The 21,400-nt window shown below is 51.7% G+C and carries 24 protein-coding genes; 13 read left to right on the top strand and 11 right to left on the bottom strand.

The genetic code is table 11. From position 1 onward, the window contains the following. Entirely contained in the window at nucleotides 1-288 is a 288-nt protein-coding gene (locus TSP01S_RS00215; protein WP_041075470.1) for a hypothetical protein, read from the bottom strand. Nucleotides 289-319: 31 nt separating this feature from the next. On the opposite strand from TSP01S_RS00215, the gene TSP01S_RS00220 reads away from it, so the two are divergent. Next, entirely contained in the window at nucleotides 320-1,105 is a 786-nt protein-coding gene (locus TSP01S_RS00220; protein WP_082021606.1) for a PfkB family carbohydrate kinase, read from the top strand. On the opposite strand, the gene TSP01S_RS00225 is transcribed toward TSP01S_RS00220, so the two are convergent. The 3 genes from TSP01S_RS00225 to TSP01S_RS00235 all read right to left on the bottom strand — a co-directional run bounded on the left by TSP01S_RS00225 (nucleotide 1,089) and on the right by TSP01S_RS00235 (nucleotide 2,856). After that, nucleotides 1,089-1,550 (bottom strand): hypothetical protein, encoded by a 462-nt coding sequence (locus tag TSP01S_RS00225; protein WP_041075472.1) that lies wholly within the window; start codon nucleotides 1,548-1,550, stop codon nucleotides 1,089-1,091. The two genes, TSP01S_RS00220 and TSP01S_RS00225, sit on opposite strands and share 17 nt — an antisense overlap. 51 nt (nucleotides 1,551-1,601) lie before the next feature. Further along, on the bottom strand, nucleotides 1,602-2,165 hold the full coding sequence (locus TSP01S_RS00230; RefSeq protein WP_041075474.1) for a hypothetical protein: 564 nt from the start codon (nucleotides 2,163-2,165) through the stop codon (nucleotides 1,602-1,604). A gap of 61 nt (nucleotides 2,166-2,226) precedes the next feature. Beyond that, nucleotides 2,227-2,856, bottom strand: a complete 630-nt coding sequence (locus TSP01S_RS00235; RefSeq protein ID WP_041075476.1) for an HAD family hydrolase — start codon at nucleotides 2,854-2,856, stop codon at nucleotides 2,227-2,229. A gap of 130 nt (nucleotides 2,857-2,986) precedes the next feature. Here TSP01S_RS00235 and cysE point away from each other — a divergent pair, with 130 nt between their 5' ends. From cysE to TSP01S_RS00275, 8 genes are all read left to right on the top strand, one after another. Beyond that, entirely contained in the window at nucleotides 2,987-3,613 is a 627-nt protein-coding gene (gene cysE, locus TSP01S_RS00240; protein WP_041075478.1) for a serine O-acetyltransferase, read from the top strand. Continuing rightward, nucleotides 3,516-4,391, top strand: a complete 876-nt coding sequence (gene cysK, locus TSP01S_RS00245) for a cysteine synthase A (protein ID WP_041075480.1) — start codon at nucleotides 3,516-3,518, stop codon at nucleotides 4,389-4,391. The genes cysE and cysK overlap by 98 nt, the downstream gene beginning before the upstream one ends. Further along, nucleotides 4,388-4,771, top strand: a complete 384-nt coding sequence (locus TSP01S_RS00250) for a GIY-YIG nuclease family protein (protein WP_041075482.1) — start codon at nucleotides 4,388-4,390, stop codon at nucleotides 4,769-4,771. Before cysK ends, TSP01S_RS00250 begins: the two co-directional genes overlap by 4 nt. A 4-nt stretch (nucleotides 4,772-4,775) precedes the next feature. After that, nucleotides 4,776-5,909, top strand: coding sequence for an anhydro-N-acetylmuramic acid kinase (locus TSP01S_RS00255; protein WP_197538902.1), 1,134 nt, complete (start codon nucleotides 4,776-4,778; stop codon nucleotides 5,907-5,909). A gap of 3 nt (nucleotides 5,910-5,912) precedes the next feature. Then, nucleotides 5,913-6,992 carry a radical SAM protein gene (locus TSP01S_RS00260; RefSeq protein WP_231848571.1) on the top strand — a complete coding sequence of 360 codons (1,080 nt, stop codon included), beginning with the start codon at nucleotides 5,913-5,915 and terminating at the stop codon, nucleotides 6,990-6,992. A 94-nt stretch (nucleotides 6,993-7,086) separates the two neighbouring features. Then, nucleotides 7,087-8,769: a 2-oxoacid:acceptor oxidoreductase subunit alpha gene (locus TSP01S_RS00265; RefSeq protein ID WP_041075484.1), complete on the top strand. Its 1,683-nt coding sequence runs from the start codon at nucleotides 7,087-7,089 to the stop codon at nucleotides 8,767-8,769. Between the two features lie 2 nt (nucleotides 8,770-8,771). Beyond that, nucleotides 8,772-9,602, top strand: coding sequence for a thiamine pyrophosphate-dependent enzyme (locus TSP01S_RS00270; RefSeq protein WP_041075486.1), 831 nt, complete (start codon nucleotides 8,772-8,774; stop codon nucleotides 9,600-9,602). Beyond that, the gene (locus TSP01S_RS00275) at nucleotides 9,599-10,561 is read left to right on the top strand and encodes a redoxin domain-containing protein (RefSeq protein ID WP_041075487.1); all 963 of its coding nucleotides are present in this window, start codon (nucleotides 9,599-9,601) and stop codon (nucleotides 10,559-10,561) included. The genes TSP01S_RS00270 and TSP01S_RS00275 overlap by 4 nt, the downstream gene beginning before the upstream one ends. A 106-nt stretch (nucleotides 10,562-10,667) precedes the next feature. Here TSP01S_RS00275 and TSP01S_RS00280 read toward each other — a convergent pair whose 3' ends face one another. Further along, nucleotides 10,668-11,933, bottom strand: coding sequence for a sensor domain-containing diguanylate cyclase (locus TSP01S_RS00280; RefSeq protein WP_041075489.1), 1,266 nt, complete (start codon nucleotides 11,931-11,933; stop codon nucleotides 10,668-10,670). 164 nt (nucleotides 11,934-12,097) lie between these two features. Here TSP01S_RS00280 and TSP01S_RS00285 point away from each other — a divergent pair, with 164 nt between their 5' ends. From TSP01S_RS00285 to TSP01S_RS00295, 3 genes are read left to right on the top strand one after another with little or no spacing between them, the layout of a single operon-like run. Next, a complete protein-coding gene (locus TSP01S_RS00285) occupies nucleotides 12,098-12,862 on the top strand; it encodes a metallophosphoesterase family protein (RefSeq protein WP_041075491.1) in 765 nt (254 codons plus the stop codon). A gap of 25 nt (nucleotides 12,863-12,887) precedes the next feature. Next, nucleotides 12,888-14,084: an FprA family A-type flavoprotein gene (locus tag TSP01S_RS00290; RefSeq protein WP_041075493.1), complete on the top strand. Its 1,197-nt coding sequence runs from the start codon at nucleotides 12,888-12,890 to the stop codon at nucleotides 14,082-14,084. 5 nt (nucleotides 14,085-14,089) lie between these two features. Further along, on the top strand, nucleotides 14,090-15,169 hold the full coding sequence (locus TSP01S_RS00295) for an NAD(P)/FAD-dependent oxidoreductase (RefSeq protein ID WP_041078215.1): 1,080 nt from the start codon (nucleotides 14,090-14,092) through the stop codon (nucleotides 15,167-15,169). A gap of 3 nt (nucleotides 15,170-15,172) precedes the next feature. Here TSP01S_RS00295 and TSP01S_RS00300 read toward each other — a convergent pair whose 3' ends face one another. From TSP01S_RS00300 to zwf, 6 genes are all read right to left on the bottom strand, one after another. Next, nucleotides 15,173-16,474 carry a DUF438 domain-containing protein gene (locus TSP01S_RS00300; RefSeq protein ID WP_041075495.1) on the bottom strand — a complete coding sequence of 434 codons (1,302 nt, stop codon included), beginning with the start codon at nucleotides 16,472-16,474 and terminating at the stop codon, nucleotides 15,173-15,175. Nucleotides 16,475-16,561: 87 nt separating this feature from the next. Further along, nucleotides 16,562-16,723 (bottom strand): rubredoxin, encoded by a 162-nt coding sequence (rd, locus tag TSP01S_RS10130; protein ID WP_070098349.1) that lies wholly within the window; start codon nucleotides 16,721-16,723, stop codon nucleotides 16,562-16,564. Between the two features lie 9 nt (nucleotides 16,724-16,732). Next, nucleotides 16,733-17,128 carry a class II SORL domain-containing protein gene (locus tag TSP01S_RS00305; protein ID WP_041075497.1) on the bottom strand — a complete coding sequence of 132 codons (396 nt, stop codon included), beginning with the start codon at nucleotides 17,126-17,128 and terminating at the stop codon, nucleotides 16,733-16,735. 11 nt (nucleotides 17,129-17,139) lie between these two features. Continuing rightward, nucleotides 17,140-17,652 carry a rubrerythrin family protein gene (locus tag TSP01S_RS00310; protein ID WP_041075499.1) on the bottom strand — a complete coding sequence of 171 codons (513 nt, stop codon included), beginning with the start codon at nucleotides 17,650-17,652 and terminating at the stop codon, nucleotides 17,140-17,142. An 85-nt stretch (nucleotides 17,653-17,737) separates the two neighbouring features. Continuing rightward, the gene (gene pgl / locus TSP01S_RS00315) at nucleotides 17,738-18,403 is read right to left on the bottom strand and encodes a 6-phosphogluconolactonase (protein ID WP_041075501.1); all 666 of its coding nucleotides are present in this window, start codon (nucleotides 18,401-18,403) and stop codon (nucleotides 17,738-17,740) included. Then, nucleotides 18,388-19,896 carry a glucose-6-phosphate dehydrogenase gene (zwf, locus tag TSP01S_RS00320; RefSeq protein WP_041075503.1) on the bottom strand — a complete coding sequence of 503 codons (1,509 nt, stop codon included), beginning with the start codon at nucleotides 19,894-19,896 and terminating at the stop codon, nucleotides 18,388-18,390. The genes pgl and zwf overlap by 16 nt, the downstream gene beginning before the upstream one ends. 173 nt (nucleotides 19,897-20,069) lie before the next feature. Here zwf and TSP01S_RS00325 point away from each other — a divergent pair, with 173 nt between their 5' ends. Next, a complete protein-coding gene (locus tag TSP01S_RS00325) occupies nucleotides 20,070-21,383 on the top strand; it encodes an HD domain-containing phosphohydrolase (protein ID WP_041075505.1) in 1,314 nt (437 codons plus the stop codon). Nucleotides 21,384-21,400: the final 17 nt, after the last annotated feature.

Consider the following 21,400-nt stretch of genomic DNA (forward strand, 5'->3'; position numbering starts at 1 on the left):
TCATCCACCACTGACCGGGACGAACACCACGAGCTCCCCATCCCAAACGCTCGAGGGCGAAAGATCGACCACGTTGATCCCGTTCAACAGTGCGATGACCCAGCTCTTCCTGGCCGTTCCGTTCTCCTCCACGATGAGGTACGCACTGTCGTCTTTGATGTCCAGTCGAACCTTTTTGCCGGCCACGTGGGAGATCTGTTCGAATATTTCTTCCTTCCTTCCCGGTTTCACTTCGATTTCTTTCAATCCCACCATTGTGTCAGCCAGATTCGAGAATTTCACTCGCACCTTTTCACCTTCCGATTTATTATATATTCTGATGAAAACCAAGATCGCCGTGCTCGGTGGAAGCTTTGTGGATGTATACATATATGGTAACGAGCCACACAGGTGTGAGATCCTTGAAGACTGCGGTGGTTCGGGACTGAACGTGGCGTTCGCCCTTCAACAGCTCGGCTTTGAAGTTGTGTTCTTCTCGAACGTCGGAGATGATCACAGGGGAGATTTCTTTCTCAACAAACTGAAGAAGCTCGGCTTCGACACGAGTTACATCAAACGTAAACGTGGACCGACCGGCCTTCACATCTCTCTCAACGACAGAACCGTAGCCGTCGAGAGAGGAGTGAACAATCTGGAGCTGGATCTGGACTGGAAAATCCTCTCTGAATGCCGGCTCGCTTTCGTCAACACCGAGATTCCCAGAGAAACCATAGAACGCTTCCTGAAAGACTTCCAGGGCACGGTGTTTCTCGACGTCGGTCCCAGAAGGATCCTTGATCCCAGCGTGAGGTCACTTCACCAAGATCTCCTCTTGATTGGGAACGCATCGCAGTGTGAACTCCTACCGTGTGATATCGTCAAGATGGGTTCGAGCGGGGCAAAATGGGGCGAGCTGTTCGTCCCTACAGACGGACAGGCCCACCCCTACACGACCGGCTGTGGCGACGTGTTCGACGCCGTACTCATACACTGCCTACTGCAGAGTAAGGACCGAAAAACTGCGCTCGAAACGGCCGTCAGGGTCTCAGAGGAAGCTGCAAAAACCTTCAAAACCGCCTTCGCGAAGGCTCAAGCTGTGAAAGATCTGCTCAGTGCATCACTGTGAACACCGTGACGATGTGAAAGCCAGGTGTGGTTTCGTCTCTGATGCTGAACAGGCCCACCCCGAAGTGTTTGTAGCGGTCAGGTATGTCGATCCCGAGGATCTTCTCAAGCAAAGCGATCAGGGTTCCGGGCTTTTCGATCGTGCCCGCGTTCGTCGGTACCAGATCCCAGACCACGCTGACCCTCAGGTATGCACCGGAGAGTGGTGGCAGAGGGTTGGGAACGTCCGAAGTGTCGATCTTCAAAAACGCAGAATACGGTCCCAGACCCCATTTGGCCGGTGCATTGCCATAGTTGTAGAGAAGAACTCCTTTGTCTTGAGGAAGGCCGGAGAAGAAAACGAGCGTTTCTGGAACTACGGCGAGTTTCGACACTTTGATAGGAATCAGCTGTTGAGCCAGCACGACCGTGACCAAGCAGGCCAGAAGAAGTACCGTGAACCTCATCGATATCCCCCCCTTTCACTACTTTTTTAGCGGGGGGAGATTAAAAAAACATTAGAACGAATAGCCAATCCTCAGCAGTGCGAAAGGCACAAAACCGCTGAGCCTGATCGAATCCGATTCTCTCACCGAAAAATACCTGAGCCCTCCTCCGATGGCCACTGACAGATTCTCACTCAGAAACTTTTCGAAAACCGCCTTCCCCGCAAAGAGATTTCCCGTGTAACTCGCCTGTGACAGCTGGCCATCCTGACAGGAAAATGAGTTGATCACCCAGTGCGTTTCACCGGATATCTGTAAGACGATGTCCAGAAAATCCATCGCAAAAAGACCCTCGAGCCCTGCACACAGTAAGCTGAAGTTGAGAATTTCACCCGCGAACCTCACTGAGAAACTCTGAGATGAAAATATCGCCCCGAGTCTCAGGCCCCTGTGCAGACCGTAATCGAGGCCGAACTGCAGGCCATAATTGGTGAGCACGTCGATCTGCTTGCGCTCTCCTTCAACCACAAGGTCGTTGGACACACCAAACCCGAGGAACGAATCGAAGTTCGCAAAGACTCCTGCAAAAACTGAGGAAACGAACACGAGCATGAGACACAGCACGATCCTTTTCATCAACTCACCCCCCAGAAAATGATACCGCCAGAAAGGTTCGATTCAACTTCATTTTTTCCAATCACTTCTGTGTGGCTCCTTCTGCCTGATCCCATCCTTCCAGAACTCTTCTCAGCTCTTCTTCCAAGTCGATCTGGTCTGTGACGTGTACGGTTCTGAAACCGAGCTCTCGCGCGACGTTGACGTTCTCGAGCTTATCATCGATGAAAACGCTCTCCTGAGGCGCGATACCGTACCTTCGGATCAGCTCGAGGAAGATCTCTTTTTCAGGCTTCGCGAGCTTGACGTGTGAAGAGATGATCATGCCATCGAAGAATTTGAAAAAGTCGTACTTCTTGTAGACCGTATCGAAATGCCTTTCGCTGAAGTTGGACAGAACGTACAGTTTGAAACCTTTCTCTTTGAGCTTTGGGAGAAGTCTCACGTTTTTCTCTATCGGAACTAAGAGCTCTATCACCGCTTTCTTCATGTGCAGTATGTACTCTTTCAGATGTGGTAGCTCTTCCGTCTTCTTCTGCCACAGCTGTTCTTCGTTCATGAGCCCCTTATCCATCAACCAGAAATCCCTGCTCTCAAAGATCTTTTCGTTCATCTCGTCCGCCACGTGCTTTGGAAACGTCTTCAGCATGTACTGGTACGGCTCCCAGCTGAGCAAAACCCTTCCAAGATCGAAGACGATGTTTTTGATCACATCGAATCCTCCTTCAACCAGAATGCTGGTGGATCCTGTTTTTGATTATAAACGCTCCTTAAACGTCCGTTCGCAATGTTCTGGTATCATAAAATCAGACTTCATAAGGAGGTGTTTTTATGCTCGTGGGGTGCGTTGGTTCGTAAAGGCCGTCAAGGAAGATGTGAAGGCGTACCTTCGCCTTGATCCTGCCACCTCGAACGTGTTCCAGCTGATTTTCTTCAACGCTTCCTTCCAAGGCTTACTCCTCTACAGAATCTCCCACCTCTTCTACCGATGGAAAATTTACCCTCTGGCCTATGTTTTTCATTATCTGTGTCGCGTGCTCTTTTCGATGGACATCCACCCGGCCGCGGAGATCGAACCCGGTGTGGTCATAGACCACGGGATCGGTGTGGTGATCGGCGCGACCGCAACCGTGAAAAGTGGTACCGTGATCTACCACGGTGTGACGCTGGGTGCGAAACGCATCTGCTCTGGAAAAAGACATCCTGATGTGGGCCGAAACGTGATCATCGGAGCCGGAGCCAAGATACTCGGTCCGATAAGAGTTGGTGACAACTCCGTCATCGGAGCGAACGCCGTTGTTCTGAACGACGTGCCGGAGAACTGTCTCGCTGTGGGAATTCCCGCAAGGATCGTAAGAAGGAGGGATGAGAATGCTGAACTTAGTGGGCAACACACCGATTGTGAGATTGAAAACGGAACCGAGGGTGTTCGTCAAACTCGAGAGGAACAACCCGTGGGGAAGTGTTAAAGATAGACCGGCCCTCTTCATGATCGAAGCGGCAGAAAAGAAAGGACTGATAAAGAATGGCGTCATCGTCGAGCCAACCAGCGGTAACATGGGCATCGCCCTGGCCGCGATAGGTGCCCTGAAAGGGTTCAAGGTGATACTGACGATGCCAGAGAGCGTGAGCCAGGAGAGGGTGAAACTTCTGAAGGGCTACGGTGCGGAGGTTGTTCTGACACCCGCCGAAAGGGGCATGAGCGGAGCGATCGAGAAGGCGCATCAAATCGTTCAAGAACTGGACGCCTACATGCCCAACCAGTTCGAAAATTTCTACAACGTGCTCGCGCACGAGACCACCACGGCGCACGAAATTCTCACCCAGATGAACTACAGAATCGATGCCTTCGTTGCCGGTGTCGGCACGGGTGGAACCATCACCGGGGTGGGAAGGGTTCTAAAAAAACTCTACGGAGAAAGGGTCATGGTCGTGGCTGTGGAACCTGCGAGCTCTCCGGTTCTTTCGAAAGGCGTGGCTGGAAGTCACAGGATCCAGGGCATAGGTGCGGGATTCGTACCGAAGATTCTGGATCTGTCCGTAGTTGATAGAATAGAAACGGTCACAGACGACGAAGCGTTCGAAACTGTGAAGTTTCTGATGAAAAAGGAAGCCCTGGCCCTCGGCATCTCGAGCGGGGCGAACGTGGCGGTGGCCCTGAGGATCGCTCGACAGCTCCCCGAGGATGCGCGCGTGGTCACGATCGCCCCGGACGGGTTTGAAAAGTACCTGAGCGTGTTCTCATGAAAGGCACTTATCTGCTGGTTTTGAAGCTCGAGTACGGTGTTTCCATAAAAGATCGCTGGCGTCTCGAGCCTGGACTGTACGCCTACGTCGGTTCTGCCATGAACGATCTCGTCGCGAGGGTTTCGAGACACCTTCGAAAGGAGAAGAAAAAACACTGGCACATAGATCATCTGCTGGAACACGCAAAGATACTCTCCGTTATCATGATTCCGTCCGAACTCAGGCTCGAGGAAAGTCTTTCGCTGGCACTTTCCAAAAGGTTCGACGGCCCTGTGGGCTTCGGTTCGAGCGATCTGAAGGTGAAGACGAACCTCTACAGGGTGGACCAAATCGACGAACTGTTCAAAGTCATCGGTGGCTTTCTCCAGAGAGGGGGATAGATCGGTGAACCATTTCGTCAGGCTCGGGAACTGGGAGGAACTGCTCCAGCTCTTCGAGAAGAAACAGCACGTCGTTCTGGGATTGATGTCGGGAACGTCGGCGGACGGTCTGGACATAGCCCAGGTGAAGTTCTCCTGGAACAGACAGCTCAACTTCGAGCTTTTGAACGCGGTGACGGTGAGTTACGAACAAACGTTCAGAGAAAAGATCGTTCGCTCCTACGACAGGCGTTCTTCCAGCGTCGATCATGTCACCGTGCTGAACTACGAGATCGCTCGAAAACACGCCGAGATGGTGAAGACTTACAACTTTCAGTGCGATTTCGTTGCCTACCACGGTCAAACCGTGTGGCACGCCCCGACGCAGGGTGCGACGCTCCAGCTGGGAGAAGCGGACGTGCTCGCGGTGGAACTTCAAAAACCCGTGGTCCACAGTTTCAGGACCAAGGACGTGGCGCTGTCCGGTGAAGGGGCCCCCATAAGCGCGTACTTCGACCTGGTCTTCCTGATAGGTTCGGATCCTTCCACAGCAGTGCTGAACGTGGGTGGCATCGCGAACGTCACGGCGATCGATGAAAAAGGTAATCCCATCGCCTTCGACACCGGGCCTGGAAACTGTCTGATAGACACGGTCGTTCGAAACTTTCTCAACAGAGACTTCGACGAGGGCGGTTCACTCTCGAGGGAAGGCAGGATAAATCCAGATCTGCTAAGCAGGATGATGGAACACGAGAGAGATTACATACTCAGAAAACCACCGAAGACAACCGGAAGAGAAGTGTACAACATGGAGTTTTTGAAAGAGGTCGGAGCCACGAGAATGTTTCAACCGAAGGATACGTTGAGAACTGTCGTGATGTTCACAGCGAAGATGGTCAAGGAAAACCTCACCCTCCATTTACCACACGTGAAACGCCTCATCGTCACGGGGGGAGGAGCGTACAACCAGACGCTCGTTGAAGACCTCCGCCAGCTCGGCTTCGAAGTCAAGATTCCGGAAAAGAAGTTGATAGACTTCCGTGAAGCTGTGGCGATCGCGTTCCTGGGTGAACTGTTCGTGAAAGGCTTAGCCCCTTCGAAAAACGTGACCGGTGCGCGAAGAAGCTGCGTGATGGGCAAGCTGGCCCTGCCGTGGTGAATCGTGCTTGAAACCATCAGGAAACGCTGCGTCCTGTGTGGGTTCGAATCTGAATCGATCGGCAGTTCGTTGAAAGTCTGCGTACGGTGTCTGAGAGAAAGACCAATCGAATCTCTCGAAATCGTTCGAAGAACGCGGGCCAGATGGCGTCGATCGATCGACCTTCCGGTTAGTCCACCGCGCGGTGGTGAGAGATGTTTTCTGTGCGTCAACGAGTGTGAAATTTCCCAGAACGACACAGGTTACTGCGGAGTGATCAAGAACGTCGATGGTAGATTGATCTTTCTGACAGACAGCTTCGACGAAGCTTACCTTCGCTACTATCTCGATCCCCATCCGACCAACTGCGTCGCGTTGCCCGTCTGTCCGGAGAAGGACCACAGAGGCTTCTTCAACCTCGCCGTGTTCTTCGCCGGGTGCAACCTGGATTGTCTCTTCTGCCAGAACATAGACCACAAATACATGATCGCGGGCGGAACGATGAGAGACGGCGAACGGGTGTCGGTTGAAGAACTCGTCCGCGTCGCCGAACAGAACAGAGTCAGCTGCGTTTGCTACTTCGGAGGAGATCCGGTGCCCTGGTCATTTTTCACCCTGAAGGCTTCGAGAAAGATGAAGAAAAGGATCTGCTGGGAAACGAACGGTCTGATGAACGATTCGATCGCGAAACAGATGGCTTCGATCAGCCTCGAGACGGGTGGGATCATCAAGATAGACTGGAAAGCGTTCAGCCCGTCCGTTTACGAAGCCCTCACCGGTGTGGATGGAGAAAAAGCTGTCGATAGGTTGAAACGCAACGTCGAGCTGATCGCCAAGATGGACGTAAGAAAGGAACCACCGTTGCTCGTTGTGAGCACACTGATCGTTCCACACTACGTAGACGAGTTCGAAGTCTTCAACATCTCCCGCTTCCTCGCCCAGATCGATGAGAAAATACCCTACGTCCTGCTCGCTTTCGCACCCCAGCATCTGATGCACGATCTGCCCACAACGAGCAGAGAACAGATGAGGAGAGTTCTGGAGGCTGCCAGATCGTCAGGTTTGAAGAACGTGTTCGTCGAGAACGTCTGGCTCCTGAGCTGATTTTCGGTGTGTTTGGTCCGAAGGTGCAACTTTAATTCCAGTTTAAATGCTACAATAAAATTGAATCTTTCTAAGACATGCTGGGGGTGTAAACATGCAACCGCTCGAAGAAGTCAGCGTCCTCATAAGTGGTGCGGCGGGACAGGGAATTCAGACCGTCGAACAGGTGCTCACGGCCATCGTCAAGGACTCCGACCTTTACGTGTTCGCAACGAAAGAGTACATGTCGCGCGTTCGAGGGGGTAACAATTCCACAACGCTCAGGATTTCGTGCAAACCCGTGTACGCCAACATCGACCGTGTCGATCTGCTCCTGGTGCTGAACGAGAACGCCATCGAAAGGCACAGATGGAGAATGACCCCCTCAACGATCGTTCTCGGAGAGGAGAAATTCGTCAGAGATGAACCCAACCATGTGGTCGTGGAGTTTTCGAAGCTCGCCGAAAGTTTTGGAAACAAAATCTATGCGAACTCTGTCGCGATCGGAGTACTCGCCGGCATCATGAACCTCGATGTGGAAGCCGTCTCGAAGAACATTGAACGGTACTTCTCCGGAAAATCGAAGCAACTGGTCGATGCCAACGTTTCATCGGCGCTGAAAGGTTACGAAATCGGAAGATCGCTCGGACTGAAGCTCGAACTGAGAAGGTGTGAGGAAGTCAAGGGAAAGAGACTTTTGAACGGTTCGCTCGCCGTGGCACTCGGTGCCGTGGCGGGAGGCTGTAACTTCGTCTCCTCGTACCCCATGTCCCCCTCCACGGCCGTCTTCACCGAGCTCGCGAAACTCGCCAGAGAGCACGGAATAATAGTAGAACAGGCGGAAGATGAGATCGCGGCTGCAAACATGGTCATCGCCGCGTGGTACGCGGGGGCCAGAGGACTGGTCACGACGTCGGGTGGGGGATTCGCGCTCATGTGTGAAGCGATCAGCCTGGCGGGTATGATCGAAACGCCTATCGTGGTGCATCTGGGTCAAAGACCCGGACCTGCCACGGGCCTCCCGACGCGCACCGAACAGGCCGATCTCAACCTGGTGTTGTACGCGGGTCACGGTGAATTTCCCCGCGTGGTCTACGCGCCCGGCAGCATAGAAGAAGCCTACGAGTTGACGGCTCGAGCCTTCAACGTCGCGGACAAGTTTCAGATTCCCGTGTTCGTCCTGACGGATCAGTACCTGCTCGACTCTTACTATCTGGTCGGTGAACTGAAGAGCGTTCCTGTGGAAAGGTACATCGTCAAGACGGATTCGAACTATCGCAGATACGAAGTGACCGAAGACGGCATCTCACCAAGAGGCATCCCAGGTTATGGCGAAGGGCTGGTGAGAGTCGACAGCGACGAGCACGACGAGTTCGGTCACATCACCGAGAGCGCCCTCGTCAGACGAACGATGGTGGAAAAAAGGCTCAAGAAGATGAAGAAAATAATCGAAGAATCCGTTCCGCCAAAATTCTCAGGACCCGATGACTACGAAACACTCATCGTGAGCTGGGGATCGACCTATCTCATCGTGGAGGAGGCTCTGAAGCTCCTCAACGAACCTCGAATCGCTCACCTTCACTTCTCTCAGGTCTATCCTGTACCGCCCGTGGCAAGAACGTACTTCGAAAGAGCCAGAAGAACCATCTTCATCGAGCAGAATGCCACGGGACAGTTCGCAAACTTGATAAAACAGACCTTCTGCATCGACACATCGGAGAAGATTTTGAAGTACGACGGATTTCCCTATTCCGTCGAACAGATCGTGAAGGCTGTTCGAGAAAAACTGGGGGTGTGAGCATGTTCAGACCTGAAGATTACGACATCCCAAACACAGACATCGCGTGGTGCCCTGGCTGTGGAAACTTCGGCATCATACGCGCGTTGAAAACGGCTCTCGCTCAGCTGAACATACCGCCACAGAAGGTCGTCATCGTGTCTGGAATAGGGCAGGCAGCGAAGACGCCACAGTACGTGAAGGCTCACATGTTCAACGGGCTACACGGTAGGTCCTTACCGGCGGCCGTTGCGATAAAGATGGTCAACCCGGAACTGGTCGTGATCGCGGAGAGTGGTGATGGCTGCACGTACGGTGAGGGAGGAAACCACTTCATCCACACGATCAGGAGGAACCCAGACATAACCAACATCGTGCACAACAACCAGATATACGGCCTCACCAAGGGGCAGGCGTCTCCCACCACGCCGAGGGGACAGGTCACCACACTCCAGATCGACGGTGTGTACGTCGATCCTTTCAATCCCATAGCCGTCGCTGTGGCCTTGGACGCATCCTTCGTGGCGCGCACCTTCTCAGGTTACCTCGATCTGACGATTGAGATATTCAAGCAAGCGATCCAGCACAGAGGTTACGCCTTGGTGGACGTGTTTCAGCCGTGCGTTTCCTTCAACAAGGTGAACACCTACGAGTGGTACAGGCAGAACACCTACATACTCCCGGACAGTTACGATCCTACGGACAGAGAACTGGCATTCAAGGTTGCGAGTGAAACTGGAAAATTCGCGCTCGGTATCATTTACAAAAATCCGAACAAACCGATCTTCGAAGAACAGCTGATTCCCTACAGGAACGACAAAACTCCCGTTGCTCTGAGGGGGTTGGAGGTATGAAAAAGTTGGCGGAATTTTCTCTCATGGATGACACCGATCGTTCCTTCAACAACCAGAACCTTCTTGGAGACTACTGGGTGATCTATTTCTATCCGAAAGCCGGAACTTCGGGCTGCGCCATGGAAGCACAGCAGTTCAACGAGCTCTTCGATGAGTTCGACGGTCACATCGTGGCAGTTTCCCCAGACTCCGTTCAAGCACTGGCTTCTTTCAGAAAAAAGTACGGTTTGAAGTTCGTCCTGCTCTCCGATCCAAAGCGAGAGCTGGCGGAAAAACTCGGAATCGTGAAGGATGGAAAGCTGATCCGCTCGACGTTCATCATCGATCCGTGGGGAAGGATCAGAAAGGAATGGATCGGCGTGAAGATCGACGGTCACGCACGGGAGGTACTCGAAGCCTACAGAAAAATCAAGGAAGAGGATTTTTCGATCAACCCTTCGATCCTTCAAAGAAGGGCCTTTCGCGGTTTGAGAACCGATCCCATCGAAGATGAAAAACTTTTCAGACTCTTCGAAGCTGCGCATCTTGCCCCGTCCTGTGCGAACAAACAGCCTTGGAGGTTTCTGGTAGTGAGAACGAGGGAAAACCTTGAAAAGTTACACGAAGCGTTGCCCGGGGGCAATTACTGGATGAGGTACGCACCGGTGATAGTGATCGTCCACACGAAGGACGAATTCGATTGCCAGCTGAGCGACAACAGGAACTACGCGTGGTTCGACACGGGTCTGGCCGTTGGCTTCCTTCTGATCCAGGCGACACAGATGGGCCTGGTAGCACACCCCGTGGCTGGCTACGATCCCATCAAGGTGAAGGAATCGTTCGGCATAGACGGGAGCATCGTGACGCTGATCGCCATCGGGAAGTGGGGAAAGTTCGATCAGCTGAACGAAAAGCATCTCGAAGCCGAGAAAAGCCCGAGGAACAGAGTGCCGCTCTCACAGGTGGTGAAGTTCGTTTGAAAAACTCCGTTCCTGTGTGAGCTTCCCCATCTTCGACGTGCTCGAGAAAGTCCTATCGATGCCGTGCGGGAGTTTTTATCGATCACCTCAGTATCGAACCGGATCTTCAACCCTGGATGTCCAAGGGGGCTTTCTTCGCCTTCTTCATCCGGTACATCGCCTCGTCCGCTTTCTGAAGGACCTTCAAATGATCGGCACCCGGCTCAAGTTCAGCCACACCGTAGCTGATGTCCACGTTCAACCCAAGTTCTTTCGAAACCGCGACTTTTTCTCTTATCCTCTGAGCGATCTGTTCAGCCTGCTTTTCACTGGCATCGTGGAGCACGACGATGAACTCGTCCCCACCGTAACGCGCGGCGAAATCGGAGGAACGGATCGAACTGGCGATGCACCTGGCGACGGTCTTGAGCACCTCATCACCGGTGATGTGCCCGAAAGAATCGTTGATCTTTTTGAAATCGTCAACATCGATCATGATGAAGGACAGTGGAATCTTACAGAGTGCGGCATGCTTGGTCTGTCTCTGGATCCACTCGTTGAAGTGTGCCCTGTTGAAAAGGTTCGTGAGGGTGTCACGGCGCGCCACTTCCTCGAGATGTTCTCTTTCTCTGTTGAGCTCTAAAAGCAGGGACTGAACAGGATCCTTCAACGAATTCACGATCACGCCGTTCAAAATCACCAGGTAAGAGACGAACCTGAACACGTGGCCGAGGAAGTTGAAAAAGCCATAGACGTCCACGTACAGCGTGAAGGAAAGCTCACCGAGGATCGTGAAGACGATCGCCGATACGATTGACCTTCGAAGCACAGAAATTGAAGTATCCCTGCTTCTCATGCACTTGATCAGTACGAGCAGAAGGACAGAGACCATGAGGTATTCCATAGCTATCTTGAAAACTGTGAGCCCAGAACCTTCAACGAAACAATCCGGAAAGAATCCAAACCAAACTGCCGAAATCAAGAACGCCGTCAGTGGACCAAACAGAAAGAACAGTGCCCGTTCGGTGATTTTTGGAAAGAACAGGATGAGAAAGAACCCCAGTACCTCGAGCGATCTGCCCGCTATCCAGAACTGGGTGGGTTGGTTTGCAGTCCAGTTTCGAAAAACACCCATCCCTTTGTACGCGAGCGTGTGGAGAAAGTCAACGATCGGAACGAAGAGATAAACGATTCCAAACTTCATGAAGATCCTGTTCTGGTTGAACCCGCGCGTCGCGAAGGAGACCAGACTGATCGACAAGCCCGTGAATATCGCAAAGAACTCTATGATCGAATGGTACAGCAGATAGTTCTTCCGGGCGACAAAAAGCAAAGCAATGAAGATCGACGTATACGCAGCGATGATCGCAAACTTTTTAAGGATATTTCTCAACGCTAATCACCTGAGAAAAATGTATCACAGAAAAACCCTCAAATACAAGATGGACGCACCGGTTTCGTCTGCGAAAGTACGCTCGCCAGAGTTTTCCTTGTCCGTCTTCCAATCTATAAAGGAATCGAAACACAAACCTGCTATATTGAAGTTGAGGTGAAAGGATGCTCCTCGCCTTTCTGGGTGACGTTCACGCCAACCTGGAGGCGCTGATGGCCGTTCTCGAAGACATCGAAAGAAGGAAAGTGGACGAAGTCTACTGTCTCGGGGACCTTGTCGGGTACGGTCCCGATCCCGAAGAGGTGGTTAGAGAGATCGAAAAAAGAAGTATCAAAAGCATCATGGGAAACTACGACGATGCGGTCGGCCATTCTAAGAGCAGCTGCGGTTGCAGTTACTCTCCAGGGAGAGAAACGGAAGTTGGAGACATCTCGCTGAACTGGACCATAGAACACACTTCCGAAGAGGTGAAAAGGTTTCTGCGAGCCCTTCCGAAAAGACTTTCTTTCGAAGTGGAGCACGTGAAGTTCCTCCTGGTCCATGGAAGTCCCCTGAACGAGCTGCTCGAATACATCAAACCGGATACACCTGCGGACAGGTTGAGAGAGATCGTTCAGGCCGTTTCTGAGGACATCGTCGTGATGGGACACACCCATCTTCCCATGGTGAAGTACGCCTTTGGAAAACTGCTCGTGAATCCGGGAAGCGTGGGACGACCGAAAGATGCAGACCCGAGGGCCTCTTACATGATCGCACGTGTGGAAAAAGGCGTGGTGCAGTTCGAACTGGTGAGGGTCGCCTACGATGTGAAGAAGACGATCGAGAAGATCGTGAGCCGTGATCTTCCGTTAGAACTCGCAACGGTGCTGGCCCTGGGTCAGAGTTTCAACATGGGCCGTGGAAAGGTCGACTTCTCTCTGAATCTGTGAAACGATCAGAAAGGAAGGTGTGACGATGGTGAAGGTTTGGATCGAAAAGGTTCTCACCGATCCAGAGGTTTATCTTCTGAGGATCGACGATGGAGAGATCAAATACTTCGAGGCCAGCTGGGACATTCCAGAAGGTATCAGTTACAACGCTTACCTTGTGAAACTGAACGGTGCAAACGTTTTGATCGACGGCTGGAAGAAGAACTACAGCAACGATTTCCTCAAGGCACTTTCAAGCCTCATCGATCCAAAGGACATCACACACATCATCGTCAACCACAGTGAGCCGGACCACAGCGGAACGCTTCCTGACGTACTGAACGCGAACAAGAACAAAGCGAAGGTGATCGCTTCGAACTTCGCCAAGAAACTCCTCGAAAGCTTTTACGGCATCACGAACGTGGAGGCGGTCTCGGACGACCAGCAGATGCGGATCGGCGAGAAAACCTTCCGTTTCGTCATGACGCCCTGGCTGCACTGGCCAGACACGATGGTGACCTACCTGGAGGGAGTTCTGTTCGGCTGCGACGTTGGAGGAGGTTATTCGTTACCAGCAGCCATCGACGATTCGGACGAAAGGATCGTGGAGGAGTACCTCCCGTACGTGACCAAATACATCGTGACCGTGATAGGACATTACAAAAGCTACATCGTGGAGGGCGCGAAGAAATTATCGAACCTCGACATAAAAGTCTTGTTACCCGGCCACGGACTGATATGGAAAAAAGATCCTCAAAGACTTCTGCAACACTACGTGAACGTCGCAAACGGCGTGGCTCAGGAAAAGAAGATCCTTGTCGTTTACGACTCCATGTACGGTTTCGTCGAGAACGTGATGAACAGAGTCCTGGGCGTGTTGAAAGAAAAAGGTTACAACCTTGTCGTTCACAGATTCACCGATCAACACGACTCTCCCCTGAGCGAAATCCTGAAAGATGTGCCTGACAGTCGCGCGCTCGTGTTCGGTGTTTCGACGTACGAAGCCGACATCCATCCCAAGATGAGGTACGTCCTCTACGAGATCATGGACAAGGCGAACTACGAGAAACCCGTGCTCTTTTTCGGCGTTCATGGCTGGGCGGCGTCCGTTGAACTCACGGTGAAAAAAATTCTGAAAGATTCAAAATTCAAGTTCGTGTCCTTCGTCGAAACGAAAGGCGGCAGAGTCGACGAAGAAAGAATGAAGCAGGCGATGGAAGGATTTTTGAAGGAGCTGGAGTGAAGAGTATGAAAGTCGTGATCGTTGGGAACGGCCCCGGTGGGGTGGAACTCGCGAAGCTTTTAGCGAAAGAACACGACGTGACGATCGTCGAGAAAGAAGAGATACCTCACTACGTCAAGCCCATGATGAGCCACTACGTGGCAGGAGATGCCGACAAGTCACAGCTGTTTCCGTATCCGCTGGACTGGTACAGGAAGAACCGCATAGAACTGCTCCTCAAGACTGAAGCGAGAAGGATCGACGCCGAAAACAAGATCCTTCACACCGACGCGGGTGCTCTGAGTTTCGATGTGCTCGTGCTCGCAACGGGTGCCAGGGCCCGAAAAATAACGGTGCCCGGTGCGGAGAACATGCTCACGCTGAGAACTTGGCAGGATGCGGAGAAGCTCAAAGAAAGGCTCGAAAAAGAGAAAGAGCTGTTGATCGTTGGGGCGGGCTTCATCGGACTGGAACTGGCTGGGAACCTTGCGAAAAAAGGCTACAGGATCAGAGTGGTTGAGAAGACAAACTCTCTGCTCAATCTCGAGAAGGAACTGACCGAAAGGATAAAAGAGAGGCTCGAAAGTTACGGTGTCGAGTTCTTCCTCGGTAGGGACATCGAAAGGATAGAGAAAGACGTCCTGGTGACGGACAAAGAAGAGATCCCCGCAAGGCTGATACTCTGCGCGATCGGTATCGTTCCCGAGATCGAGCTCGCGAAAGAAAGCGGTGCGAAGGTGAACAGGGGCGTTCTCGTCGACAAAAAATTCAGAACGTCCCTGCCGAACGTTTACGCCATAGGGGACTGCGCCGAATTCGAGGGGATCATTTCAGGCACGGCGAAAGCGGCCATGGATCAGGCAAAGGTGCTGGCGAACATCCTGAGCGGACTATCCAACGAATTCGATTTTCAGTTCAGATCCTCCTACTTCAAATTCGCCGACCTGCCGGTGGCGATCCTTGGTCGTCTTGAGGGCGAGCCGAGATGGATAGACGAACGCACCAGAGCTTTTTATAAGGACGATCGCATCGTCGGTGTTGTCGTCCTTGAGGACATCAAGCAAGCCCGCGCGTGGGAAGAGAGGCTCAGGAAAAACTCAGTCTGAATCCTATTGATCCTTCCAGTCCAGCAACCTCTTTTCACCTTCGAGTTTTTTGATGTCGGTGACATCTTGGACGAGTTCCAATGTTCCCAGATATTCGCCGTTTCTGCTGTGAACCGGAAAGTATCTTATGTGAACCAGCCTTCCACCGAGGTTTATCCAGAACTCCGCCACTCGCTTTCTTCCCTCTTTGAAGGATTTCAAGATCCTGTTGACGATGTGCACGCTCCTCGGCGGATGACAGAACTGAACGGGTCTTCCTATGACCGTGATGGCTCTGTGGAATATCCTCTGGCCGTGCGAGAAGAACTTGACCCTGTCGTTCTCATCGATGAAGGTGATGTCCAACGGCAGGGTCCTGAAAATGGCTTCGAGTTCTTCAACGTTGAGGAAACCGCTTCTAAACTCGAGATCTTTTTCTTTACGCACCATGTAATTGTCTGGAGTGAGTGTGCCGACAACTTTTCTGACCTCTTCCGGCATCTTTCGGTAGGTTTCTTCGTCCACTCTGGGATCTATCTCGAACGGTAACAACGGCTTCTGTGACGGTTGCCATTCTCTCTTCACATCAATCTTGTAGAAGCCGATCTCCTCTTCGAACTGGCTCACGGCAGCCCACTCACCTTCCGAGAGGAGCACCAGCAAGGTGGGATAGAGGATGTTGTTCTCTCTGAAGACCATGTCCGCCATCATGCGGGACAGCTCGAGTGATTCCTTCTTCAAACGTTCTTCATCTTTTGAAGTTTCGTACAGATCCAGAACCAGTTTCACCTTCAACCTTATCTCATCGTGTTTGGACCAGAGGACACTCGGTACTGCGGTGATCCCTCTCCTTTCCAGATAAGGAAAAACAAGCATCTCTTCTCTGGTGTAATGTGTGAACCCTATGTTTCTCATCTGTCTCAAGAGTTCCTTCAACCTGCTCAAAAGTTCGCCTTTCTTTTCCCCTTCAGGCAGCGAGAAGGCAGTCGAAGCCAGCAGAGAGAGCGCTTCTGAATCTTTCAGGATTTCCTTGTTTTCCTCGAACAAGTTCCTCAGAGGATGACCCTGGGGAAGTTCCTCAATCTTGCTCGATGCTCCGCTCACGGCCCCCCTGAATAGCTCCACGTGAAGGTCGCACATCTTCACGATGTCTCTCACCGTTATCTCGCCTTCTCTGAGGAGTTCCTGCTCGATGGTGGCAATCTCGAAGGGTGAAAGCTTCGAGATGATCTCGCCGAACTCTTCCTTCAGAGATTCGATGCTCTCACCCTGATGAAGCCTCTTCAGAATGGTCTTGAAAAGTTCTACCTTTTCCTTCTGTTCCACGGATCCTTCCCTCCTTTTTAAAAAAGCCCCCTCGCGGGGGCTCCATTTTTTGTGAAAGACTCGGTTCGATCGGCGCAATCAACGCGCTCATTCGACCGGTTCAAACTGGTCTTTCGAAGCTCCGCACAGCGGACAGACCCAATCGTCCGGCAACGCCTCGAAAGGTGTTCCCGGAGGTACGTTGGCATCAGGATCGCCCACTTCTGGATCGTAGATGTAACCGCACAGCATGCAGCGATATTTCTTCATGTTTCCACCTCATTCTTCAACGACGATCTTCTTGCTGCTCTCCCAGAGACCGTGTATGTTGCAGTAAGACAGTGCCAGTATGGTGCCGGATCTGTTCAACTTCACCTTGCTCACCACGACGGGTTCTGTGTAGACCGCGCCCGTGTTCGGACCCTGGACGGATTCTCCGTGTGCGCTGAATTCGTACTTTCCTACCTCGTAAATGTAGGGATCACCATCTGGCTGGAAGAAGACCTGAATCCATCTGATGTGATGCTCCGTCGTGTTGGGATGTGGAATTTCTTTCCCGACGGTGACCGTGATCTGGACTGGTTCGTTCTTCTTAACCTTATCGGGTGCCTCGATGACCGGAACGTGCTTTTCCTTTTTGAAATCTTCACTCTTGATGAAATCTGCCAGTTTCATGTTTTCCCTCCTCAAACGGAGAATTCCCTGTAGGAATTCTTCGGAGCCCCACAGACTGGACACTTCTCGGGTGGTTCGTTCTCGACCGTGTGGCCGCAGACAGGGCAGATGTAGATCTTCGCGGCTGGATAGTCTTCTTTCTTTTCGACGAGCTGCTTCGCCTTCTTGTACATCTCCGCATGGATCTTCTCAGCTTCCCAGGCGAACTTCGTGCTCCTCTCTGCACCTTTCTCCTGCTGAAACTGTGCGACCGTGTTGTAGACCGGATACATCTCGTTGATCTCGAACGTTTCGCCGTCGATGCACTGCTGCACGTTCTCAGGCATTTCCCTGTAGATCTTTCCGAGTTCTCTGTAATGATTCCGTGCATGAACAAACTCTGCGTAGGCGATGGCTCTGAAAAGGTTCGCGAGTTTCTTGAGTCCTCTCTGTTCGGCTTCCTCCGCGAAGATCAAATACTTCATGTGTGCCATGCTTTCTCCCGCGAAGGCGTCCTCGAGGAACTTCTTCGTCATCTCCCTCACAAGACCACCCCCTGAAAGCTTTCTCAATTTGATTGTACCACATTTTTTCTGAATGGAACCATTTCAATGTTCAAACGATTGAAGTTCACCGTTCAGACACGAACCACACCGTCTCGCGTTTTCCACGAACGTGGCGCGCCGGGATTGGACTATCGAGCAGGACCTCGGCGAGCCTCTTCTTTTTCTCTTCCCCTCCGATCACGAAAAAGATGTACTCTGCACTGTTCAGAGCGTTGAAGGTCAGCGAAATCCTACGAACATGAGGATCTCCTGCGGCAGGGGTCGTGACCACCCATCTTTCACTCTTACCGAGTTCCACATCGAAGATCGAAGCGACATGACCGTCCGGTCCCATGCCGAGGATACAGACGTCGAAGTGGTCGGTGGTGTTCCTTATTTCTCTTTCGTACCTCTCTGCACACCGTTCCAAAGGCAGATTGGTATCGACGAAGTGAACGTTTTCGTCTGGAACAGAAACTTTTTTGAAAAGCGCTTCGCTGATGTTTTTGAAGTTGCTCCGTTCAGAATCGAGCGGCACGTACCTCTCATCGCTCAGAAAGAAGTGTATTTTCTCCCACTGTATGTTGTAGCGAGCGAGGGTCTCGTAGACGGGGATCGGAGTCTTGCCACCCGCCAGAACGATGAAGAGTTTTTCTTTCTCTGAGAGTAGAGATCTGAGCTTTTCGAAGATCACGTTCGCCGTGAACTCGACGAAGCCTTCATCCAGAAGGTAGATCACGGTCTTAGCCATCGCCTGCCGTCCCTCTCTATCAGTTCGTCGGCCTCCTTTGGTCCCCAGCTGCCGGCTCTGTAGATCTCGGGCGCGAAACGCTCCGGTTCTCTTTCCCAGGCCTTCAGGATTGGATCGAGCAACTGCCAGGAAACTTCCAGATCGTCCTTCCTCATGAACAGCGTCGGATCGCCCAGCAAAACGTCCAGAATCAACCTCTCGTAGGCGTCCGGCAGTTTCACACCGAAGTGATCTTCGTATTTGAAGTCCATGCTGAGCAACTGTGGAACCATTCCAGGGCAGGGACGTTTGAGCTGAAAGCACAGGGATATACCCTCGTTCGGTTGAATCGTGAAGATGATGGCGTTCGGTTCGATCTGTTCAACGGAAAGGCTTGAAAACACCGAGTGGGGAACTTTCTTAAAGACCACGGCGATCTGCGTTATTTTCTTTGCGAGTCTCTTTCCTGAGCGCAGGTAGAACGGCACACCGCTCCATCTCCAGTTGTCTATGAACAGTTTCATGGCGACGAAGGTCTCGACGTTCGAATCCGGAGCCACACCGGGTTCTTCTCTGTAGGAAGGAATGTATTTTCCATCGATCACGTTCGAACCGTACTGACCCCTGACGATCCAGTTCTTCAGTTCCTCCACTTTGAAAGGCCTAATGGATCTGAGAAGCTTGATCCTCTCGTCCCTGAAGCTTTCGGCGTTGAAGCTGGCGGGTGGCTCCATCGCAACCAGGGCGAGCAACTGAAGCATGTGGTTCTGGAACATGTCTCTCAACAGGCCTGTGGTTTCGAAATAGCCGGCTCTGTGTTCCACGCCGATATCTTCCGCGATCGTTATTTGAACGTGGTCCACGAACTTGTTGTTCCAGATCTCTTCGAAGATGAAGTTGGCGAATCTGAACACGAGGATGTTCTGCACCGTTTCTTTTCCAAGGTAGTGATCGATCCTGTATATCTGGTGTTCTCTGAACGATCTCTGAAGCGTTTCTTCGAGTGCCCGCGCGGAATTCAAGTCCTTCCCGAACGGCTTTTCGATCACGATCCTCGTTTTGGGATTCTCTTCACTGTTCAGACCGACCCTCGAGAGATTCTCGATGATGGGAACGTAGACGTCAGGAGGGACGGCCAAATAGAACACCAGTGTCTTCGCATGTGTTCCTTTCAAAAGTTTTTCTAAGGAATCCTTCAGGTGCCTGAAGCTCTCTTCGCTTCGATAATCGATCGACGCGTAGTAGCACTTGCTGGAAAACTCAGAATCCACTTTCAAACGTTGCCTGAAATCTTCGTCCGACATCGGCGTTCTCGCCACACCGAGCACGAAGAAATCCTTTGGAAGAACGTTCGCCCTGAACAGACTGTTCAACGCCGGCACGAGCTTTCTCTTCGTGAGGTCTCCCGATGCACCGAATATGACCATGCCGAAAGGTTCGTTCACCTTTGGAAAACAACTCAGATCCGTGACCACGTTCTCGGGACATGTCTTCGGTTCAACTCGACAGTTCAAAATTCCACCTCGATTCTATTTTAACCACGATAGTTCAAAGCGGATTAAGAAAGCTCAAAAACGCTACAGTTTCCTGGAGAAACTCGATTTCTAACGGTGAACCACTGTGCCGAGAGAAGACGGTAACCACACGTGTTAGAATAGGTGTAGATAGAAGATTGGAGTGAGGAAGTGTGGATCTCACGATCAAAGTACCTCTCAAATCTTTTGTTAAGCTTTTCAGAGAAATGAAAGTCTTAGAATACAAGTATTTTGTGAAACATTCCATACAGGTAGCGAAATTAACGATGAAGATCGCAGAGAAGCTGGATCTTCCTTACGATAGAGATAACGCGTATCTTTTAGGCCTGTTCCACGACCTCGGGCTGATCTTGAAGGCGTCGATTGAAAACTACGATCTGTTCGCCGACATGTTCAGAAGGGTTCCAGACCTGGAAAGGGTGGTGACAACGCTCGACAGGCAAGATCAGCACTCGGCCATCTCCTACATGATAGCACGCCAGAGTAAACCTCTCTGTCCTGTCTGCGCGAGGGCTATCCTCTATCACCACACACCCTTTCAAAAGATAAAGGAAGACGATGATCTGATCCTCTTATCCAGTAGTATCAAAACGGCCGATTTGATTTCGCTCGCCGCTCTGAAACAGGAAGAGACGAACAAAGAACTGGACGCGGAGTTCTTCACCCATGTGATTTCTTCGATCAAGAAGGATGCAGGCATACCGGACGATGTGAAGAAAGCCGCCGTCGATGTACTGCTTGACGTCATCGCGAACTCTATCATCAGCGACGATGATCTGTGTTTCGATTCCGACCAGAAGCTAGACATCACAGATTTCAAACAGCTCGCCAGAATAATTGCCACCTTGCTGGACTTTCGAAGCCCGTACACGAGAAATCACACCTTCGTCTGCATGAAAATAGCGGAAATACTCAGTGGAGAAACGCTGGGCGATGCGGACGTAACTTTGATCAGCACCGCCGCCTTGCTACACGATATAGGAAAGATCAAAACCCCACTGAGCATACTGCACAAGAGAGGCAGGCTCGATGCGGAGGAATTCGTTATAATGAAGAGACACGTGGTCGACACGTATTACATGCTGGAACGTGCGGACCTCAGAGTTTTTTCCATCATCGGTGCGGCGCACCACGAGAGACTCGATGGGAGCGGTTATCCTCTCGGATTGAGAGATGAACAGCTGCTGTACCACCAGAAGATCATACAGATCTGCGACGTTTTTTCCGCGCTCGTGGAAGAAAGGCCATACCGAAGTGCGCTGAGCATCGAAGAAGCGCTCGGGGTGATCGAAAAAGAGGTTGCACACGGTAAACTCGACGCAGGCATCTTTGAAAGGCTCAAGGCAATAGCCCGCAACTACGACCTTAAAGAACTAATCTCTTTCAAACACGTGTTTGAAGAACTGTTCCAAGAGGATGTTGATGAAGTGAGTCAGATGATCAGCCTGGAAGCGGAAAAAATTTAATCTTTCCGGGAGGGAAG

The organism is Thermotoga caldifontis AZM44c09 (assembly GCF_000828655.1).
GTDB classification, from domain to species: domain Bacteria; phylum Thermotogota; class Thermotogae; order Thermotogales; family DSM-5069; genus Pseudothermotoga_A; species Pseudothermotoga_A caldifontis.

Excerpts from the sequence above, each read along its gene's own strand:
- TSP01S_RS00220 (WP_082021606.1), top strand. The coding sequence starts at position 320 with ATGAAAACCAAGATCGCCGTGCTCGGTGGAAGCTTTGTGGATGTATAC.
- TSP01S_RS00225 (WP_041075472.1), bottom strand. The coding sequence starts at position 1,550 with ATGAGGTTCACGGTACTTCTTCTGGCCTGCTTGGTCACGGTCGTGCTG.
- TSP01S_RS00230 (WP_041075474.1), bottom strand. The coding sequence starts at position 2,165 with ATGAAAAGGATCGTGCTGTGTCTCATGCTCGTGTTCGTTTCCTCAGTT.
- cysK (WP_041075480.1), top strand. The coding sequence starts at position 3,516 with ATGCTGAACTTAGTGGGCAACACACCGATTGTGAGATTGAAAACGGAA.
- TSP01S_RS00250 (WP_041075482.1), top strand. The coding sequence starts at position 4,388 with ATGAAAGGCACTTATCTGCTGGTTTTGAAGCTCGAGTACGGTGTTTCC.
- TSP01S_RS00265 (WP_041075484.1), top strand. The coding sequence starts at position 7,087 with ATGCAACCGCTCGAAGAAGTCAGCGTCCTCATAAGTGGTGCGGCGGGA.
- TSP01S_RS00270 (WP_041075486.1), top strand. The coding sequence starts at position 8,772 with ATGTTCAGACCTGAAGATTACGACATCCCAAACACAGACATCGCGTGG.
- TSP01S_RS00275 (WP_041075487.1), top strand. The coding sequence starts at position 9,599 with ATGAAAAAGTTGGCGGAATTTTCTCTCATGGATGACACCGATCGTTCC.
- TSP01S_RS00285 (WP_041075491.1), top strand. The coding sequence starts at position 12,098 with ATGCTCCTCGCCTTTCTGGGTGACGTTCACGCCAACCTGGAGGCGCTG.
- TSP01S_RS00290 (WP_041075493.1), top strand. The coding sequence starts at position 12,888 with ATGGTGAAGGTTTGGATCGAAAAGGTTCTCACCGATCCAGAGGTTTAT.
- TSP01S_RS00295 (WP_041078215.1), top strand. The coding sequence starts at position 14,090 with ATGAAAGTCGTGATCGTTGGGAACGGCCCCGGTGGGGTGGAACTCGCG.
- rd (WP_070098349.1), bottom strand. The coding sequence starts at position 16,723 with ATGAAGAAATATCGCTGCATGCTGTGCGGTTACATCTACGATCCAGAA.
- TSP01S_RS00305 (WP_041075497.1), bottom strand. The coding sequence starts at position 17,128 with ATGAAACTGGCAGATTTCATCAAGAGTGAAGATTTCAAAAAGGAAAAG.
- pgl (WP_041075501.1), bottom strand. The coding sequence starts at position 18,403 with ATGGCTAAGACCGTGATCTACCTTCTGGATGAAGGCTTCGTCGAGTTC.